At 70.5% G+C, this 19076-nt stretch carries 15 protein-coding genes and 1 pseudogene; 6 read left to right on the forward strand and 10 right to left on the reverse strand.

The genetic code is table 11. From position 1 onward, the window contains the following. Window positions 1–141: 141 nt before the first annotated feature. Window positions 142–1014, reverse strand: a complete 873-nt coding sequence (gene purU / locus ACZ6WH_RS00585; protein ID WP_432850782.1) for a formyltetrahydrofolate deformylase — start codon at window positions 1012–1014, stop codon at window positions 142–144. Between the two features lie 264 nt (window positions 1015–1278). Here purU and ACZ6WH_RS00590 point away from each other — a divergent pair, with 264 nt between their 5' ends. The 3 genes from ACZ6WH_RS00590 to ACZ6WH_RS00600 all read left to right on the forward strand — a co-directional run bounded on the left by ACZ6WH_RS00590 (window position 1279) and on the right by ACZ6WH_RS00600 (window position 5835). After that, window positions 1279–3732: a GcvT family protein gene (locus tag ACZ6WH_RS00590; RefSeq protein ID WP_469724916.1), complete on the forward strand. Its 2454-nt coding sequence runs from the start codon at window positions 1279–1281 to the stop codon at window positions 3730–3732. A gap of 27 nt (window positions 3733–3759) precedes the next feature. After that, the gene (locus tag ACZ6WH_RS00595; RefSeq protein ID WP_469724918.1) at window positions 3760–4614 is read left to right on the forward strand and encodes a bifunctional methylenetetrahydrofolate dehydrogenase/methenyltetrahydrofolate cyclohydrolase; all 855 of its coding nucleotides are present in this window, start codon (window positions 3760–3762) and stop codon (window positions 4612–4614) included. Between the two features lie 96 nt (window positions 4615–4710). Further along, window positions 4711–5835, forward strand: coding sequence for an aromatic ring-hydroxylating oxygenase subunit alpha (locus ACZ6WH_RS00600; protein WP_469724919.1), 1125 nt, complete (start codon window positions 4711–4713; stop codon window positions 5833–5835). A gap of 222 nt (window positions 5836–6057) precedes the next feature. Here ACZ6WH_RS00600 and ACZ6WH_RS00605 read toward each other — a convergent pair whose 3' ends face one another. Next, on the reverse strand, window positions 6058–6588 hold the full coding sequence (locus ACZ6WH_RS00605) for a hypothetical protein (protein WP_469724920.1): 531 nt from the start codon (window positions 6586–6588) through the stop codon (window positions 6058–6060). 388 nt (window positions 6589–6976) lie between these two features. Here ACZ6WH_RS00605 and ACZ6WH_RS00610 point away from each other — a divergent pair, with 388 nt between their 5' ends. Further along, the gene (locus ACZ6WH_RS00610) at window positions 6977–8029 is read left to right on the forward strand and encodes a hemopexin repeat-containing protein (protein WP_469724922.1); all 1053 of its coding nucleotides are present in this window, start codon (window positions 6977–6979) and stop codon (window positions 8027–8029) included. Window positions 8030–8262: 233 nt separating this feature from the next. Here the strand turns inward: ACZ6WH_RS00610 and ACZ6WH_RS00615 are convergent, their stop codons facing one another. Beyond that, on the reverse strand, window positions 8263–8388 hold the full coding sequence (locus ACZ6WH_RS00615; RefSeq protein WP_469724923.1) for a hypothetical protein: 126 nt from the start codon (window positions 8386–8388) through the stop codon (window positions 8263–8265). Between the two features lie 400 nt (window positions 8389–8788). Between ACZ6WH_RS00615 and ppk2 the strand changes: the two genes are divergently transcribed. Continuing rightward, entirely contained in the window at window positions 8789–9661 is an 873-nt protein-coding gene (gene ppk2 / locus ACZ6WH_RS00620) for a polyphosphate kinase 2 (protein ID WP_469724924.1), read from the forward strand. Window positions 9662–9832: 171 nt separating this feature from the next. Here ppk2 and ACZ6WH_RS00625 read toward each other — a convergent pair whose 3' ends face one another. The 7 genes and pseudogenes from ACZ6WH_RS00625 to hypF all read right to left on the reverse strand — a co-directional run bounded on the left by ACZ6WH_RS00625 (window position 9833) and on the right by hypF (window position 17792). Beyond that, window positions 9833–10729 carry a universal stress protein gene (locus ACZ6WH_RS00625; protein WP_469724925.1) on the reverse strand — a complete coding sequence of 299 codons (897 nt, stop codon included), beginning with the start codon at window positions 10727–10729 and terminating at the stop codon, window positions 9833–9835. Window positions 10730–10774: 45 nt separating this feature from the next. Beyond that, complete coding sequence (locus tag ACZ6WH_RS00630; protein ID WP_469724926.1) at window positions 10775–11590, reverse strand: HAD family hydrolase; 816 nt, start codon at window positions 11588–11590, stop codon at window positions 10775–10777. Window positions 11591–11593: 3 nt separating this feature from the next. Beyond that, window positions 11594–12124 carry a hydrogenase maturation protease gene (locus tag ACZ6WH_RS00635; protein ID WP_469724928.1) on the reverse strand — a complete coding sequence of 177 codons (531 nt, stop codon included), beginning with the start codon at window positions 12122–12124 and terminating at the stop codon, window positions 11594–11596. A 50-nt stretch (window positions 12125–12174) separates the two neighbouring features. After that, window positions 12175–12321: a hypothetical protein gene (locus ACZ6WH_RS00640; RefSeq protein ID WP_469724929.1), complete on the reverse strand. Its 147-nt coding sequence runs from the start codon at window positions 12319–12321 to the stop codon at window positions 12175–12177. 55 nt (window positions 12322–12376) lie between these two features. Then, window positions 12377–15079 carry a bifunctional acetate--CoA ligase family protein/GNAT family N-acetyltransferase gene (locus ACZ6WH_RS00645; protein WP_469724930.1) on the reverse strand — a complete coding sequence of 901 codons (2703 nt, stop codon included), beginning with the start codon at window positions 15077–15079 and terminating at the stop codon, window positions 12377–12379. Window positions 15080–15260: 181 nt separating this feature from the next. Beyond that, window positions 15261–15515 (reverse strand): annotated as a pseudogene (locus ACZ6WH_RS00650) (HypC/HybG/HupF family hydrogenase formation chaperone); the annotation flags it as partial. Between the two features lie 6 nt (window positions 15516–15521). Further along, entirely contained in the window at window positions 15522–17792 is a 2271-nt protein-coding gene (hypF, locus tag ACZ6WH_RS00655; RefSeq protein ID WP_469724932.1) for a carbamoyltransferase HypF, read from the reverse strand. Window positions 17793–18086: 294 nt separating this feature from the next. Here hypF and ACZ6WH_RS00660 point away from each other — a divergent pair, with 294 nt between their 5' ends. Then, a complete protein-coding gene (locus tag ACZ6WH_RS00660; RefSeq protein WP_469724933.1) occupies window positions 18087–18959 on the forward strand; it encodes a universal stress protein in 873 nt (290 codons plus the stop codon). Window positions 18960–19076: the final 117 nt, after the last annotated feature.

A 19076-nucleotide genomic window follows, 5' to 3' on the forward strand; every position in this document is an offset into this window, starting at 1 on the left:
TTTCGCGGCCCCGCCGGTGGGGGGCCCGCGGGTTTGGGCTTGATGTGTCTGGGGTATGACGGGGGGCGCCGGCCGGCTTTGGCCGCCCGGAACCCGCCGGCCGGCGCCGCCGTGCGGGGTTTCCCGGGGCGGGGCGGCCGGTCAGCGCAGGACGACCGTGCGGCTGCCGTTGACCATGATGCGGCTCTCGGTGTGCCACTTCACCGCGCGGGCGAGGACCTGCGCCTCGACGTCGCGGCCGAGGGTGACCAGGTTGTCGGGGCCCTGCGAGTGGTCCACGCGGACGACGTCCTGCTCGATGATGGGCCCCTCGTCGAGGTCCGGGGTGACGTAGTGCGCCGTGGCACCGACGAGCTTGACGCCGCGCTCGTGCGCCTGGGCATACGGCCGCGCCCCCTTGAAGCTCGGCAGGAACGAGTGATGGATGTTGATCGCCCGGCCTTCGAGCTGCTTGCAGAGGTCGTTGGAGAGGATCTGCATGTAGCGGGCGAGGACCACCAGGTCGACGTCGAGTTCGTCGACGAGCTCCAGCAGCCGCGCCTCCGCCTCGGGCTTCGTCTCCCGCGTCACGGGGATGTGGTGGAACGGAATCCCGTGGCTCTCCGCGAGGGGCTCGAAGTCGCGGTGGTTGGAGACGATCGCCGGCACTTCGATGTTGAGCGCGCCGGTGGTGCGCCGGAAGAGCAGGTCGTTCAGGCAGTGGCCGAACTTGGACACCATGATCAGCGTCCGGGTCGGGGTCGCTGCCTCGTAGAGGTTCCAGGAGATCCGGTACGCCTCGGCCACGGGGGCGAAGCCGGAGCGCAGATCGTCCAGCGACGTGCCCGGATCCGGGATGTCGAAGCGCATGCGCAGGAAGAAGCGGTCCTGGAGCCGGTCGTCGAACTGCTGGCTTTCCTGGATGTTCCCGGAGTGCTGGACGACGAAGCCGGTGACGGCGTGGACGAGGCCGGAGCGGTCGGGGCACGAGACGGTGAGGACGAACTCGCGCTCGGGCTGCGGTCGAGGGGACATCGGGCCTCCAAGTAGAAGCGCAATACGCAACAGCGTGTTTGATACGCAACATGGTCCGGACGCAGCCGCTCGCGGTCAAGCCCCCGTTCCGACCTTGCCCACCTGGGAGTTGAGGTGCCGCGCACACCAGTGGACGCCGCTCCAACTCACCCGCGGAGTACCGGGGATCACCTCTTGACAGCGCTCCGGGCGGGCTGCACTGTGTGTTGCGCAACCCGATGCGCGTTGCGCATAAAGCAACTTCTTGAGGGGAGGGTGGTGGCGATGACGGGACCGCGCGCGGTCATCGTCGGTGCGGGTGTCGTGGGGGCGGCACTGGCCGACGAGCTGTCCGTCCGGGGCTGGACCGAGGTGACGGTGGTCGACCAGGGGCCCCTGCCGGTCACCGGCGGGTCCTCGTCCCACGCTCCGGGCCTGGTCTTCCAGACGAACGCCTCGAAGGCCCTGACGGAGATGGCCCGCTACACCGTGGAGAAGTTCTCCGCGCTCAAGGTGGCCGGGGAGCCGTGCTTCCTCCCCGTGGGCGGCCTGGAGATCGCCACGTCGCCGGAGCGGCTGGCGGAGCTGCAGCGCCGGCACGGCTGGGTGACGTCGTGGGGCGTCGAGGCACGGCTGGTCGGCCCCGAGGAGTGCGTCCGGCTGCACCCGCTGGTCGACCCCGGCCGGGTCCTGGGCGGGCTGCTGATTCCGACCGACGGCCTGGCGAAGGCGGTACCGGCGGTCGAGGCGCAGCTCAGGGCGGCCGAGGACCGCGGAGTGCGCCTCCTGGGCGGGCACGAGGTCCTGGACATCCGCACCGAGGACGACGGCGTTGGTGGCGACCGGGTGGCCGCGGTGGTCACCGACCACGGCGAGATCGCCGCGGACATCGTGGTGTGCTGTGCCGGCATCTGGGGCCCGAAGGTCGCCCGCATGGTGGGCATGGACCTCCCCCTGACCCCGCTCGCCCACCAGCTCGCCTGGACAGGCCCTGTACCGGCCCTGGCGGGGCAGGACGAGGAGGCCGTCCGCCCGATCCTGCGCCACCAGGACGCCGACCTCTACTACCGGGACCGCTTCGACCGGCTGGGCATCGGCTACTACGGCCACCGCGCGATGCCCGTATCGGCCGACGACATCCTCCCGGTGGACGAGGCCGAGGAGATGCCGTCCGTCCTGCGCTTCACCCCTGACGACTTCGCCCCCGCCTGGACCGAGACGCAGTCGCTGCTCCCGGCGACGCGGGACGCCGAGGTCGAGGAGGGCATCAACGGACTGTTCTCCTTCACCACCGACGGGATGCCGCTGCTGGGCGAGTCACCGCGGGTGGCGGGCTTCTGGGTGGCGGAAGCGGTGTGGGTGACCCACTCCGGGGGCGTGGGCCGGGCCGTCGCCGAATGGCTGGTGGACGGGTACTGCTCGTCGTTCGACCTGCACGAGTGCGACGTCAACCGGTTCGAGCCGCACCAGCTGGCCCCGGAGTACGTCCTGGCGCGGGACTGCCGGAACTTCGACGAGGTCTACGACATCCTCCACCCCCTGGAGCCGGCTGGTGCGTCACGACCCCTGCGCACCAGCCCCTTCCACCCCCGCCAGCAGGAGCTCGGCGCGTACTTCCTCGAAGCGACGGGCTATGAGCGGCCCCAGTGGTACGCGGCCAACGAGCACCTGCTGGCGGGGCGGGAGATCCCCACGCCCAACGACTGGGCGGCCCGCCACTGGTCGCCGATCGTCGGCGCCGAGGCACAGGCGACCCGCGAGGGCGTCGCACTGTACGACATGACCGCACTCCAGCGGCTGGAGGTCACCGGCCGCGGTGCCGCGGCCTTCCTCCAGTGGCTGACCACAGGCAACATCGACAAGTCGGTGGGCTCGGTCACCTACACCCTGCTGCTGGACGTGGACGGCGGCATCCGCAGCGACGTGACCGTCGCACGGCTGGGCCGGCAGCACTTCCAGGTCGGCGCGAACGGCGCGCTGGACCTGGACTGGTTCACCCGGCACCTCCCCGCGGACGGCTCGGTGGCGGTGCGCGACATCACCGCCGGCACCTGCTGCATCGGCCTGTGGGGCCCGAAGGCGCGGGAGGTGCTCCAGCCGCTGACCCACCAGGACTTCTCCCACGCAGGGCTGCGCTTCTTCCGCGCGAAGGAGGCGTACATCGGCTCCGTGCCCGTCACCGCGATGCGGCTGTCCTACGTCGGCGAGTTGGGCTGGGAGCTGTACACCACCGCCGACATGGGCCTGAAGCTCTGGGACACGCTCTGGGAGGCGGCGCAGCCATACGGCGGCATCGTGGCCGGCCGGGGCGCCTTCAACAGCCTGCGGCTGGAGAAGGGGTACCGGTCCTTCGGCACCGACATGACCTACGAGCACGACCCGTACGAGGCCGGCGTCGGCTTCGCGGTCCGCATGGACAAGGGCGACTTCCTCGGCCGCGAAGCGCTCCAGCGGCGCGCCGAGCGGGTGCGGCGACGCCTCACCTGCCTGACCATCGACGACCCCGGTGCCGTGGTCATGGGCAAGGAACCGGTCCACGACGGGGACCGCGCCGTCGGCTACGTCACCAGCGCCGCGTACGGATACACGATCGGCAAGGGCATCGCCTACGCCTGGCTGCCCGCGGAACCGGCCACGCCGGGCCGCACCCTGCACATCGGCTACTTCGACCGGTCCGTCCCGGCGGTCGTCACCGAAGAGCCACTGTTCGACCCGAAGATGCAGCGTCTCCGAGGCTAGGCCAGCCCACCCGGAAAGGGGAGGAACATGAGCGCAAACATCCTTGACGGCCGCCGCACCGCGGCCGCCATCCGCGCCGAACTCACCGAGCGAGTAGCGGTGTTGGCCGAGCGGGGCATCGTACCCGGCCTCGGCACGGTACTGGTCGGTGACGACCCCGGCAGCCACGCGTACGTGGGCGGCAAACACCGCGACTGCGCACAGGTCGGCATCGCCTCCATCCGCCGCGAACTGCCGGCCGACGCCACGCAGGACCAGGTCGAGGCAGTCATCGACGAACTCAACGCCGATCCGGCGTGCACCGGCTACATCGTCCAGCTCCCCCTGCCGCGCGGGCTCGACGCCAACGCCGTACTGGAGCGGATGGACCCGGCGAAGGACGCCGACGGCCTGCACCCGGTCAGCCTGGGCAGACTGGTCCTCGGCGTCGAGTCGCCGCTGCCCTGCACCCCGCGCGGCATCGTCGAACTGCTGCGCCGCCACGACGTGCCGCTCGCCGGCGCCCGGGTCTGCGTGATCGGCCGCGGTGTCACGGTCGGCCGGCCCATCGGCCTGCTGCTCACCCGCAGGTCGGAGAACGCCACGGTGACGCTCTGCCACACCGGCACCAAGGGCCTGCCCTGGCACGTCCGCGAGGCGGACATCGTCGTCGCGGCGGCCGGCTCGCCCGGCCTGATCACCCCGGACATGGTCCGGCCCGGCGCCGCCGTCCTCGACGTCGGCATCACCCGCACCGACGAGGGCCTGCTCGGCGACGTGCATCCGGACGTCGCCAAGGTCGCCGGGTGGGTCGCCCCGATGCCCGGCGGCGTCGGCCCCATGACGCGGGCGATGCTGCTCGCCAACGTCGTCGAGGCGGCAGAACGCGCCGCCGGGACCTGACCGGGACCGGCGCTCCACCGCGTCCGCCTTTCTGCCTTTACTTTCCCCTCCCCCCTTCCCCTTCCCTCTTCACGGCACTTCTCTTCGAGGTGAACCATGACTACGACCGGACTGCCGGAGAGCCTGATCGCGACTCTCCCCGGTGATGACTACACGGACCCGGAGATCTTCCGCCTGGAACAGGAACACATCTTTGAGTCGATGTGGTTCTGCGCGGCCCGCTCCGCGGACCTGGCCAAGCCGGGTGCGTTCAGGACCGTGGACGTCGGGCGTGAGAGCATCCTGCTGACCCGCTCCCGGGACCACTCCGTCCGCGCCTTCTTCAACGTGTGCCGGCACCGTGGCGCGAAGCTGTGCACGCAGGAGTCGGGCGAGGTGAAGCGCGCTTTCCAATGCCCGTACCACGCCTGGACCTACGACCTGAACGGCAAGCTCGTCGCGGCCCCGAACCTGACGAAGATGCCGGACATCGGCCGCACCGAGTTCGGTCTGGCGCACGTCGCGGTGCGCGAGTGGCTGGGCTATGTCTGGGTGTGCCTGGCCGAGAACCCGCCCTCGTTCGAGGAGTCGGTGGTCCAGGACGTGGTGGCGCGCCTGGGCGACACCGAGTCGATCAGCGCGTACGGCATCGAGAACCTGGAGCTGGGCAAGCGGATCGTCTACGACGTCCGGGCGAACTGGAAGCTGATCATTGAGAACTTCATGGAGTGCTACCACTGCGCGACGATCCACCCGGAGCTGACCGAGGTGCTGCCGGAGTTCGCCGACGGCTTCGCGGCGCAGTACTACGTGGGCCACGGCGCGGAGTTCGGGGAGGACGTCCAGGGGTTCACCGTCGACGGCTCGGAGGGTCTGGACCGCATTCCGGGGGTCTCCGAGGACCAGGACCGCCGGTACTACGCGATCACGGTGCGGCCGCAGGTGTTCATCAACCTGGTGCCCGACCACGTGATCTTCCACCGGATGTACCCGGTGGCGGCCGACCGCACGATCGTGGAGTGCGACTGGCTGTACCTGCCGCACGTCGTGGAGTCGGGCAAGGACGTCAGCCGCTCCGTCGAACTCTTCGACCGGGTCAACCGGCAGGACTTCGACGCCTGCGAGCGCTGCCAGCCGGCGATGAGCTCCCGCCTGTACGCCAAGGGGGGCGTCCTGGTGCCGAGCGAACACCACATCGGCGAATTCCACGACTGGGTACGCGGCCGCCTCGGCCTCGCCTGACCCCGGAAGTTCCCGAACAACAACACACCTCGGCCCGGTGCCGGGCGGCAAGCGGCGAGACATCCGCGCGCCGCCCGGCACCGGCGCGTGACGCCCGTCAGCGGCGCGTGACGCCCATCAGCGGGGGACCGCGGGATGCGTCCGCCGGCCGCACTCGCGCACCGCGGCCGCGTACTCCTCGTACTCCTCGGCCGTCGCCGCCGCGGCGCCTTCGCTGAGGTTTTAGGGGGTGGCGGTCCGCCAGATCTGCACCAGACAAAACTGGTGCTGTCCGTCCAGATCGGCCTCGTGGCTGCCGGGGTTGTCGAGCACGTCGAAGCAGTTCTTCAGAGGGGAAGTGAAGGCACGGCCGATGTCCGGATTGAACACCCACTGCCACCGCATCCGGTACGTGCCCGGCGACGGCAGCACCACCGGAATCTCCCACGGCCCGGCGTCCAGGGCTTGCAGTTGGAGCTCGCCTTCGGGAAGTTCCACCTCGACTTCTTCCTGCCCCGCCCACGGGCCGGGCGGCGGCGCCGGTGCGGTGGTCCACGACTCCAGGCGTATCGCCACCGTGCCCACCTCCGGCGGAGTCTGGAGATACACCAGGCCCGGCCCGGGAAGCAGCCACTTCGTTCTGTCCGCATCGTCATCGAACGTTTCGGCCGCCATGGTCGTGTCGTGCAGCCCGAGCAGCCGATAGCTCGCCGACACCTTCGCCTCGCAGGAGTCCAGCAACCTACTCAACTGACACCTCTCATCGACAGCCACGACAACAAAGCCCATTGTGCACCGGGTCAAGGCTCCCGCTGATGTGGGGAAGTACAGACCGAGCCAGCGCTTCCGAGCCTTGTCACGAGAGGCGAGCCAGGTGTCCGTAGCGGCCAGGCCGCGCCTGCCGGCCTCCGGCATGAGGCGGGCGTACTTTGGCCATTCTTCCGCGATGCCGAGTGTGATGGACCGCTTCCGCTTAGCGGTGCGGTGGGGGAACGGCGTTATGGAGAGAGGAGAGGGCCGCGTCTGGCGTGCGGGGCCCGAGTGACTGTCGGCGCGTTCCGGATCTCGGTGGGGTCAGCCACTTTCGGGCAAGCCGGGTTTGGTGCCGGGCGGCCTCGGACAGCACTTGCGCGTCCGTTTCCCCGAGTACGAGGAGAATCCTGTGATCCAGGCAGCCGTGACGTGGAAGGACCACGCCTACCTGTTCCGGGGCGATGCCTACGCCAAGTTCGACATGCCGGCCAACAAGACGGTCACCGCGACCGGCAGCATCCCGGTCGGCTGGCCCGGCCTGGCGGGCACCACGTTCGAGCGGGACATCGACGCGGCCGTCGAGTGGATCGAATTCGATGTCGACACCCGCTACATCCACTTATTCAAGGGCGACCAGTGCGTCAAGTACTACCCGGCCAAGGACGAGGTGATCCGCGGTCCGGTTTCCATCGCCGAGGCGTGGCCCGAGCTCGCGGCGGTCGGCTTCGACCGGGACATCGACGCGGTCGTGTGGACCGACAGGCCGCCCTTCGTGACGGGCCCCTACACCTTCGAGGTCTACTTCTTCAAGGGTGACAAGTACGTCACGTACGACGGCCGGAAGCACACACTGATCGCCGGCCCGAAGAGCATTGCCGGGAACTGGCCCGGCCTCAAGGAGGCCGGCTTCGACAGCGGCCTGGAGGACGCCGTCTTCTGGACGGTCAAGGAAATGTTCGGAGCCGTCCAGCACCGCTCGGTGTACTTCTTCAAGGGAGACAAGTACCTCAAGTACGACTTCGACAAAAACCAGGGCGGCAGGGCGCGGGACATCGGGGAGAACTGGCCCGGCCTCGGCGGCACCGACTTCGCCGGCGCCCAGGCCCCGGTCGTCACCGCACCAGCGGCACGGGCCACCTACACGATCACCTTCACCAACCCCGATGACGGCGAGGAGCCCGAGCCCTACGGGAAGGTCTGGCTCACGACCAAGGACGGTGTCTCCTTCCGGCTGTGGACGCAGGAATACCACCGGGTCATCCCCACGGTCCACCGCTTCTCCAACGCCATCGACCTGCCCGTCACCGCGGCGGACATCGCCTCCGTCGAAGCCTTCGTGGACGAGGACGACCCCCTCTACGACGACATCCTGGCCCGCGATGCGAAGCCGTTCACCGGCAACGGCACCTACACATGGACCACGGACGACGGATCGGTCGCGATCGACCTGACCATCGTCTGACCAGCCCGAGCAGCGAGCCCCTCCGGGACGGCGGACTCGCCGGCCCCGGAGGCGGCCCGATGCACCAAGTAGGCGGCCGGCACGACGTAGCGGACAGGACGGTGCCGGTCCAACGGTGCGGGCTGCTCACCTGACATTGCCCCGCGCTCCGCGCGGCCGCCCGAGCAGGCCGTGTGACCCAGCGGGAGCCAGCTGCTTGCGTCGCGTACGGCCAGGATGAACTTGGCCCCCGGTCAGGCGACGTCGAGCTCCTCGTCGTACGGCACGACGGCGTACGGCTCGTTCCCCGCCGGCGGGTCGGCGAGCCCGTCGAGGTGGAACTCGGCACGGGCGATGTGCTGCTGTTCGCCGGTGATCACTTGCACGCCACCCGCCCGAACACCGGCTCCGAGACTTGCTGGGTGATCACCAAGCGGGTCTGCCTCGGCCCTCCCCGCTACCATCCGTGCGCCACAGGCTGGGTGCCCTACGCCGATCCTCGCCTGCTCGGCACCCCTCTCGGGCCGCCGGCGCCCTTGCGCTCGACGCTGACCGCAGGCCGTGACCGTCAGCTGCTCCGCTCCACACGGCCCTCGTGCCCATGGCCACGTCTCGGTCACGGTGTGTGTGGCGTGCTCCAGGTCGAACGGTGGACACGGGACAAAAGCCCGCCCCGAGGCCGATCAGCCCGATTCGGTAGTCATGTGGTCTCGGAGGGGGCACGCGTGCCCGGGAGGGTCATGCTGGAGACACCTTGGGCTGCGGAGGGAGATGAGTGCCGTGACCGCCAAGGCACAGAAGAAGGGCCATGGCCGCGCTTGTGCTGCTGACAAGCGTGGCCGTCTGCCCCGCTCCGTCTATGAGAAGGAGCTCTACCGTCTCCAGGCCGCCCTGGTCGAGTTGCAGGAGTGGGTGCGGGCCGAGGGGGAGCGGCTCGTCGTGATCTTCGAGGGCCGCGACGCAGCCGGCAAGGGAGGCACGATCAAACGCGTCACCGAGCACCTCAACCCGCGCTTCACGCGTGTGGTCGCCCTGCCGGTGCCGACCGAGCGTCAGCGCACCCAGTGGTACTTCCAGCGCTATGTCGAGCAGTTGCCAGCGGCGGGAGAAATCGTGCTGTTCGACCGCAGCTGGTACAACCGGGCCGGTGTGGAACGGGTCATGGACTTCTGCACGCCGCAGGAACACCAACGATTTCTGCGCCAGTGCCCCTTGCTCGAGCGGATGCTCGTCGAGGACGGAATGCGTCTGCACAAGTACTGGTTCTCCGTGAGCGACGCCGAGCAGGAAAGGCGCTTCCGTAGGCGGCTGGAGGACCCGGTCCGGCGTTGGAAGATCTCCCGGATGGACATGGAGTCCTTCACCCGCTGGGAGGCATATTCCCGGGCGAAGGACGAGATGTTCGTGCACACGAACATCCCTGAGGCGCCCTGGTACGTGGTGGAGAGCGACGACAAGCGCGCGGCGCGCGTCAACATGATCGCCCACCTGCTCTCGGTCGTTCCCTATCGGTCGATCGAGTCCCCACTGCCACCCCTGCCCCCGCGGCCGGAGCCCACCGGATACAAGCGTCCGCCCAAGGAGCTGCAGACCCTTGTGCCGGACCATGCGGCCACACTCTCCCCTCATCAGCAGGGTGGCTCCGCGCGGTAGGGCACCAGAGCGCGGGGTAGTACCTGTGGCGCGCAGGCCGCCCACACGATGTCATGCGTTGCCCGTTGCTGCGTAGCGGTGGGAGGGGGCTACGCGTGCGACTGCGCGACGGTCGTTACCGTGCGTGCGGACCTGCGCGGGCCCGGTGACCGTTCGCCTTCCTGGTGCGATTCAGCCCGTGGGTACCAGCACCACCGGGCAGTGGGCGTGGTGGAGGGCCGCGTGGGTGACCGGGCCCAGTTGGAGACCGAAGTGGCGTGGCCGGCGGTGGGCCGCCAGGATGACGACGTCGGCCTCCCGGCTGTACTCGACGATCGCTTGGGCCGGGCTCTGGCAGACGGCCAGTGTGGATGCCCGGACGTCGGGATACTCCTGTGTCAGGCCGGCGACGGCATATTGGGGTACAGCTTCTGCGGCCTTGCGCAGCCCGGTGACATCGTCCCAGCCCAGCTGTGAGGGTCGGGCCTGTCCGCCGTGGGGCGCCGGGAATTGCCAGGCGTGCAGGACCCGTAGCTCAGCTTCGCGGCGGGCTGCCTCGTCGAAGGCGAAACGCAGGACCTTTATGTCGGAGTCCGCGTCCGATGCCAGGCCGAGGACGACGGTGCCGCGGATGCGGTCGAGGTCACCGCGCACCACCATCAGCGGGCTGATGCAGTGCGCCGCGACGCGCAGGCTGACCGAGCCGAGCAGCAGTCCGGCGAAGCCGCCGTGTCCGCGCGTACCGACGACGGTCAGTGAGGCGGTGCGACCGCAGCGCAGTAGTGCCCCGGCTGCGGATTCCGTGGTCAGTGAGGGGAACATTGTGGTGTTCGGCGCGCGTGATCGCGCGCGTTCCACGGCACCGTCCATCATGCGGCGTGCACTGCTGTAGAGCAGCTTGCCCTCGTCGTCCTGAACCCCGTAATCGGGCAGTGGGCGTTTGGGCCAAGGCCAGCCGGCCAGGATCTCCAGGGCCGTGCCACGGAGCCGGGCCTCGTCGGCCGCGCGGTCCAGAGCCCGCTCGGCGTTGGCCGAGCCGTCGAATCCGACGACCACCCGGCCATGCGGCGCTTGCGGCGGCTGGGACATACGGACCTCCTCGGATCATGGCGCCTGAGCTGATGTGGTCGGGGATCACGCGTGCGGGGCGAGTTCGGCCAGGCTTCGGGCCACGTGGGCCGCTCCGCGTTGGTACAGTTCGACGGCGTTTTCTGTGCGGCCCTCCCGGTCCACTCCGAAGGTGAGCGCGAAGCCACCCCGGTGGGCCGCGGTGATCCAGGCGGGAGCCGCGACGACGACGGCGCTGTGCTCGGGCACTGTTCGCAGTTGTCGGGTGCCTTCGGCCAGCAGGGCCGGGTCCGGGCCGGCCGGCACTCGGAGCCGGGCGCGGTCGCAGCCGTCGACGATGGCGTCGAACCGGCTGGTCAGACCGGCTGACTCCAGGAGGCGACGGCCGTGCCGGGAGGCCGAGACCGCGGCGACCGGGATGGCATGGGCGTGCATCGAAGCCACGAGATGGAGGCTGTCCGGCCACACCGGTACGCCGCATCTGCGCAACTGCTCGTCGAAGAACCGGTCCTCGTCGTCCGCCAGCGTCCGGAGTATGGACGGGGCGTCGGGACGGCCGGGGTCGTAGATGCCTCGGTCGGTGAGGAAAGCCCGGAGGCCGTCGAGCCTGGCCCGCCCCTGGAAGAAGCGGCGGAAGTCGGCCTCGGGGGCGAACGGCCGGACGGACAGGCGGTGTACGTGTCCGCGGTCCCGCAGGAAGCCGTCCAGGGTGCGTTTCCAGGCGTCGGCGTGCAGGCGTGCGGTGTCGGTCACCAGCCCGTCGATGCCGAGTAACAGGGCCCGGCACTGGAACAGCCGGGAGGGGCGTTGGAGGGCGGGCGAGATGCTTGCCGGTTCCCGGCCGTTGGCGTACGTGTTGTGCTCCTGCTGGTACGTGCTCATGGCTCACACCTCCTGAGTGCTTTCGTCGGAGCTGGGCACCCCGCGTGCGGTGGCGTCGCGGTGTCGGGAGATCTCCGTCTCCACGGCATTCGCGAGGGGTTCGACGGTCTCGGCCACCGCCGTGGTGAGGCCCGTACCGAGCGAACGGTCCGCGCCTTCGACGGCGAGGACGAGGAGACGGCCGGGCAGCCTGCCCAGTGCCTCGGAGAGTTGTAGAGCTTCGCCCAGCCCCAGACCATGAGAACTGGTGGGTGGTGTGGTCGGAGGAGAGGCCGTGAGGCTGACGCGGTGCACGCGGCCCGGATGTACGGGTTCGGCGTGGGCGGCGTCAATGACCACGGCCAGCTCCATGCCGTCCCAGAGCGCGATGAGCCGGCCCGGGTCACCGTCGCAGTCCGCGAGCCGGACCGACGGCGGCAGCGGGCGGCTGAGCGCCCGTTCGCGCAGGCGCTGGACCACGGCCGGTCCGATGCCGTCGTCGTGCCGGAAGGTGTTGCCGACACCGATCACTGTGATGCGGAACGGCTGGGCCATGGCGTTCCTCCGGTCGTCAGTGGGAGCGCTGCCCGGAGCGTTTGTGCGAATCAGATCCGGCGCAGCCACTCCTCGGTGCTGCCGTGCAGGGCTTGTTCGCTCGGTCGGAGGCGGGAGCCGTCCTCCTGGTAGCCGAGGTGGTCGATGACGTCGCCGAGGGACTGTCGTGGGCCGACTGTGACGGTGGGCTTGGTCATGGCTCCCTCCTGCTCTTGTCCGAGCGGTGGTCGGTTGAGGCCCGGCGGTGCCGGGTCAGCGTGCCCGTAGGCGACGCAGGTACGGATCGTGTGCGGTGCGCGGCACCAGGCGGATGCGTACGTCCAGGGCGGTGACGGGGGCGCCGGCGCGTGCGAGCACCGGGTTGAGGTCGGCCTCGGCCAGCTGCGGCAGATCGCAGGCCATGCGGGAGAGGCGGTGCAGCAGCTGCTCCAGACCTTCCAGGTCGACCGGGCCGGCGCCGTCCTGTCCGAAGAGCAGTGGCGCGCAGCGCGGTGCGGTGATCAGCGCGTGCACGTCCTGGTCGGTGAGCGGGGCGAGCCGTGCGGCGTGGTCTGCCAGCACTTCGGTCGCGGTGCCGCCGAGTCCGAAGAGGACCAGCGGGCCGAAGACATCGTCCTGCGCGACGCCGGCGACCAGCTCGATGCCTCGCTGGGCCATGGGCTGTACCACGGCTCCCGTCATCAGCTCATCGAATTGCTGGGCGAAGGACCGGTAGGCGATGCGTACGGCGTTCGGGCTGTTGAGGTCCAGGCGGACGGCGCCCACCTCGCTCTTGTGCACGATGCCGGGCCAGTGGGCCTTGAGCGCCGCGGGCAGGCCCAGGCGTTCCGCGGCGGTGGCCGCGGCGTCCGGGCTGTTGGCCCACGCCCAGGGCTGCTGCGGTATTCCGTACGCGTCGAGCAGGGCGCCGCACAGCCGGGGGTCGGCCCAGCCGCCCTCGGGCGAGTGCTGGAGGAAGTCCGCCACGAGCAGGGTGGCGGTCGGAGTGTCGATGCGGTCGAGTGCGGGCACCGAGCCGAGCGGTTCCGCGCGCCATCGGCTGTACTGGACGGCGTGGGCGAGTGCCCGTGCGGCATCGGACGACTCGGCGTACGTGGGTACCGACCGGCCTCCGGTTCCCGGCAGGAGGCGGACGGGTGCGGCCTGGTCGAGCAGGACCGCGGTGACCGGGCGGGGCCTCGGGCGGTTCGGCTCGGCAAGGGCGCGTACGACGGCCTCGCCGGTCGCTGGACCGATCGCGGTGGGCACCAGTACGGCCAGCACCGCATCCACCGCGCCGTGCCGCGCCAGCCGCTCCACACACTGCGAGAAGGCGTCGGCGGTGACAGCCGGTGTGGTGTCCACGGGGTTGGCCACCCCGGCTCCGGCCGGCAGCACGGCGGCGAGTTCCGCCGCCAGGGGCGCCGGCAGCTCCGGGACGGTGAGGCCGGCGTCGGCGCAGGCGTCCGCGGCCAGTACGGCGGCTCCGCCGGCGTTGCTCACGATCGCCACACGAGGCCCCGACGGCAGCGGCTGGGAGTGCAGGAGTGCCGCGGACTCGACGAGTTCGCCCAGCCCATGGGTGGGAATGATGCCGGCCTGCCGGAACAGCGCACGGCGGGTCATCGTCGGAGTGGCCAACGCTGCGGTGTGGGAAGCAGCGGCCCGCCTGCCGGCCTCGGAACGGCCCGCGTCGACGGTGAGCACGGGCATCCGCCGAGCCAGTCGCCGTGCGGTACGGGAGAAGGCGCGCGGGTTGCCGAAGGACTCCAGATGCAGCACCGCCAGGTCGGTCCGGCCGTCACACTCCCACCACTGCAACAGGTCATTGCCGCTGACGTCGTACTTGTCGCCGAGCGAGACGAAGCTGGAGACGCCGATGCCCAGCCGGGACAGCGCGCCGAGCAGCGCGATGCCCACTCCGCCGGACTGGACGGCGACCCCGGCCGTGCCGGGACGTGGTGCGGTGGCGGCGAACGTCGCGTTCAGGTGTGCCGCGGGATCGGTGTTCGCCAGGCCGAGGCAATTGGGGCCGACCAGTCGCATGCCGTGCCGTCGGCAGGCCGTCAGCAACCCGGCCGCCTCATCGTTCCGCAGTCCGGCACCGATCACCACGAGGGCCCGCACACCGCGCGCACCGCATTGCTCCGCCACATTCGGCAACGCAGGAGCGGGCACGGCGAGCACCGCCAGTTCGGGCACCTCCGGCAGCAGGGCGACGCTCGGGAAGGACGGCACGTCGGCGATGGACGCGGCATGCGGATTGACCGCGTACAGCGCACCGTTGAAGCCGCTGTGGAGGAGGTTGGTGAGAACGGCGCGGCCCACCGATGTCTCCTTGCGGCCGGCTCCGATGACGGCGACGGACCGGGGCCGCAGCAGGGGCCGCAGGCTGGCCACATCGGCGGTACGCCCCCGCGTGTCGACCGCCATGAGGTACTGCTCGTCCTCCTGCAGCTCGATGGTGCTGTACACCTCGCCCTGCTCGAAGCGCCGGGTGGTGCGCAGCCCCAGATCCGCGACGACCTTGAGCATCAGGTGGTTGTCGGCGAGGGACTCCGCCGTGAACGCGGTGACACCGGCGGTGCGTGCGGCGTGCGCCAGGTGTTCCAGGAGCAGTGTGCCGACGCCGTGACCATGCCAGTCGTCGGCGACCGTGAGACCGATCTCCGCGAGCTGCGGCCGGTCGGGGGAGTCGATGCGGTGGTACTCCGCCACCCCGATGACCTTGTCACCGACGAGAGCGAGCAGTGCCTGATCGGTGGGGCTGCCGAGTGTGCAGATGCGCTCCGCGGCCTGTTCGGCGCTGCGCCTGCTCGCGGCGAAGAAGCGCCGGCGCAGATTGTCCGGGGACATCCGCCGGTACATCTCCAGAACGCGCTCGCGGTCGTCCGGGCGGACGGTCCTGATGGACGCGGTCGTGCCGTCCGTCAGAAGCGCGTGCACCGCATCCGGTTCTCCGGCGTGCATGGCCATCGCTGCCCTTTCGCCGACGTGGGCTGAAGTCCTGAGGTCATCGTCGGACCGTGCCCCGTCCGGCATGAGGGGCCGAGCGGGGCCGCTGCGGGGCTGAACGGCCCTCCTCCGGACGCCCCGTCGGCCCCGGGCCGGGGAGAGCGGTGCTGCTGCTCATCCGCATGCGTGCATGGTCTTCGGTGGGCAGTGGTTCGCCCAGTTCGCCCGCCACGGCATCACCCATCGCCCGCAGCACGTCGAGCGTGCGCTGCGCCTCTTGCTCGTCCACGGTGGCGATGGCGAAGCCGACATGCACGATGACGTACTCGTCGACGGACGCGCCGGGGGTGTACTCCAGGCACACCTCACGGCGCACACCACCGAAGTCCACCGTCGCCATCCGCAGTCCGGCATCGTCGTGAACCGACAGGACACGGCCGGGTATACCGAGGCACATGACCGTTCACGTTCCCTTCTGCAGCAGGGCGGCGGCAACGGCTGCCTGCCCGTAACTGATCCCGCCGTCCCCGGGCGGCACGGCGCTGCCGACGTGGACCCGCACGTCCAGCGCCTGCAGCAGCCGGCGTACGTCGGTGACCAGGCGGCGGTTGGCGAAGCAGCCGCCACCCAGGCACACCGTCCTCGGCGCCCCCGCGCTGATGGCCCTCTCGACGAGTGCCGCGGTCACCTCGGCGATCGTGGTGTGGAAGGCGGCGGCGAGCCGGCCGGTGTACTGCGGCCCGGCGGACACGCACAGCGACGTGAGGGTCGGCGTCGGGTCATAGACCCACAGGTCGCCCACCCGTACCAGCCGCCAGGGCAGCGCGGGCGCGCTGAGCCGTCCCGCCGCGGCTTCCAGGGCTATCGCTGCCTGCCCCTCGTACGTCACTTCGTCGCACACCCCGAGCAGTGCCGCGGCCGCGTCGAAGAGACGGCCCGCGCTGGAGGCCCTGGGGGAGTTGATGCCGCGGCGCACCATGGTGCGAAGGGTGGCGTGCGTGTGGCCGTCGAACCGGTCGGTGAAGGCCGCAGTCGCTTCCGGCGATGGCGGGAGCGCGCCGAGGGGCTCGGCGCCGTAGAGGTAGCCCAGGGCCATGCGGTCGGGGTGGCGTACTGCCGACTCCCCGCCGGGCAGCGGAGCGGTGGCGAAGCGGCCGACCCGGCGGAAGCGTGCGTAGTCGGCGAGCAGCACCTCACCGCCCCAGAGAGTGCCGTCGTCGCCGAGGCCGAGTCCGTCGTAGGCCACGCCGAGGAAGGGACCGCGTAGGCGGTGCTCGGCGGCGCAAGCGGCGATGTGGGCGTGGTGATGCTGTACAGGTATGCGGCGCTGGGCGGGAAATCGCGTCGCCCACTGTGTGGACAGGTACCGCGGGTGGAGGTCGTGGGCCACTGTCCGAGGAGCGACGCCGGTGAGCCGGGTGAGGTCCGCGTAGGCGCGCTCGAACGCCTCCAGCGTGTTGGCGTCGTGCAGGTCGCCCGTGTGCGGTCCGAGCACGGCTTGCCGGTCGTCCGCCAGTGTGAACGTGTGCTTGGACTGGGCTCCGACGGCTATCAGGGGAGCCGGCGCGGGCTGCGGCAGGGGCAGCGGTGTGGGAGCCAGGCCGCGGGCCCGGCGCAGCGTCATACGGGTGTTGTCCACCACTTGAACAACCGAGTCGTCGTATCGCGAGCGGATGCCCCGGTCGTGGGTGAGGAAGCCGTCGGCGATCCCGGCAAGCCGCTCGCGTGCGTCGACGTCATCGATGGTGAGGGGCTCCCCGGAGACATTGCCGCTGGTGACGATGAGCGGGCGCGCCAGGTCCCGCAGAAGGAGGTGATGCAGGCCGCTGGTGGGCAGGAAGATACCGATGCGCCCGGTGCCCGGATGGACCGCCGTGCCCGGTACGGGACTTCCGGTGCGGGCGGGGAGAAGTACCACCGGCCGGTGCGGCGCGCTCAGTTCGCGGGCCGCGGCCCGGCCGACATGAGCCAGTCGTCGTGCCGCGGCAAGGCCGGAGACCATGACCGCGAGCGGCTTGTCCGGGCGGTGCTTACGTCGGCGCAGCTCATCGACCGTCCCGGGCCGGGTCGCATCACACAGGAGCTGGTATCCGCCGAGGCCCTTCAGCGCAACGATGCCGCCGACCGATACCAGCCCCTCAGCTGCACGGAGAGCGGACTCGTCCCGCAGCGAGTCCCAGATGAGCCGGGGTCCGCAGCGCGGGCAGGCGAGGGGCTCGGCATGGTGACGCCGGTCGGACGGGTCCTCGTACTCCCCCGTGCACGCCGCGCAGAGGCCGAAGGCCCCCATGGTGGTGCGGGCCCGGTCGTACGGCAGCGCTTCGATGACGGTGGCGCGCGGGCCGCAGTCCGTACAGTTGATGAAGGGGTGGCGGAAGCGCCGGTTGCCGGGGTCGAACAGTTCCCTGAGGCAGGCGTCGCAGGTGGCGGTGTCCGGTGGAATCTCGCGGATGCCGCTCTGCCTCGGGCCGGCAGCGCTGGGACTGATAGTGAAGCCCGTACCGGGTGGCGTGTCGTCCGGCGTGCGGTCGACCTCGACACTGCCGACCGTTGCCGCCGGAGGAGCCTGCGTGCGCAGCGCCGTGACGAGCCTGGACAAGGACAGCGGTGCCCCGGCAGCGACGATCACCACGTGCCCGTTGACGTTGCGTACTGTGCCGTCCAGTCCCAGACGGGTCGCCGTCCGGTGGACGAAGGGGCGGAAGCCCACCCCTTGCACCGTTCCGCGTACCACGATCCGCACTCCGTGCCGCCCTGCCGCGTCGCGGGCCGGCCCCGAGGCCCGGACCGGTCGGCCGACCCCGCCGTTCCTCCTTCGAGCTCCTGGCTCCGGCTCGTCCATAGGGCACCCATCCCTCCGCTGTGGCTGTCCACAGCATGAAGCCCGGCCGACGCGCCGCGCCCGGGGCCGAAAGGCCCTGGGCCGGAGCCGGTCCGGCCCCTGCCCGGAGCCGAACGGCAGCCCTGATGCTGGCCGTAGATTCCGGGGCTCATTGCCGAAGCCGCGGTGACGAGAAGGGGCAGCTTCATGGAACATCCGCTTGTGGTGGGGGCCGATGGTTCGAACGCCAGCCTGGACGCGGTGGACTGGGCAGCCGACGCGGCCGCGCGGTACGGCATCCCCCTGCGCATCGTGTACGCCTCGCGCTGGGAGAGGTACGAGGGACATCTCCCCGAATGGTCGACCGAGCGCTCCTCCGAACGCGTCATGGAAGAGACGATCGTCGGTGTGGCGGGCGAGCGAGCCTCTCGACGCGTGCCGGAGCTGGACGTCACCACCTACCTCGCTCCGGACGAGCCGGTGGAGGCCCTGCTGGCCGAGGGACTGCGGGCGAAGGCAGTGGTGGTCGGGCACCGTGGTCGAGGCCGGCTGACGTCGTTGCTGCTCGGCTCGGTGGGGCTGGGCGTGGCGTCCCGTGCCCACTGCCCCGTGATCGTGGTGCGCGGCCGTACGGAGAACATCCGCGGTGGTGAATGCAAGGTGGTCCTGGGGATCGGCGAGCGCGCGGCGGACACGGCCGCGGTGACGTTCGCCCTCGAAGGGGCCGCCCTCCGCAACTGCGCCGTCGAGGCCGTCCATGCATGGCGCTGCGCCGGGACCGAAGTACCCGAACAGTGCGGTGCGCACGGCGAATACCACGCGGAACACGAGCGCCGTGCGGAAAAGTTGCTCGATGAGGTGCTGAACAAGCCGGTCGCCGCCTTCCCGCAGGTGGCCGTGGAACGCCGGGCGGTCGAGGGAGCACCGGGTACCGTGCTGGTGGCAGCGTCGCACGCCGCCGACCTGGTAGTGGTGGGCGCGCATCGACGGCGTGGACATATCGGTCTGCAACTCGGCCTGGTCAGCCACACGGTGTTGCACCATGCGCAGTGTCCGGTCGCGGTCGTTCCGGAAAGCTGAGCGCTCACGGGCCGCCGCTCCGTCAGCAGAACCGGCGAGCACGGAGAGGAAGGCGAACAGCGGCCTCCGGGTTGGTCTGCCGGAAGCGGATCGTGCACGGGGGAGCGGGGAGGCTCG

It is taken from the genome of Streptomyces sp. NPDC050806 (assembly GCF_055586425.1).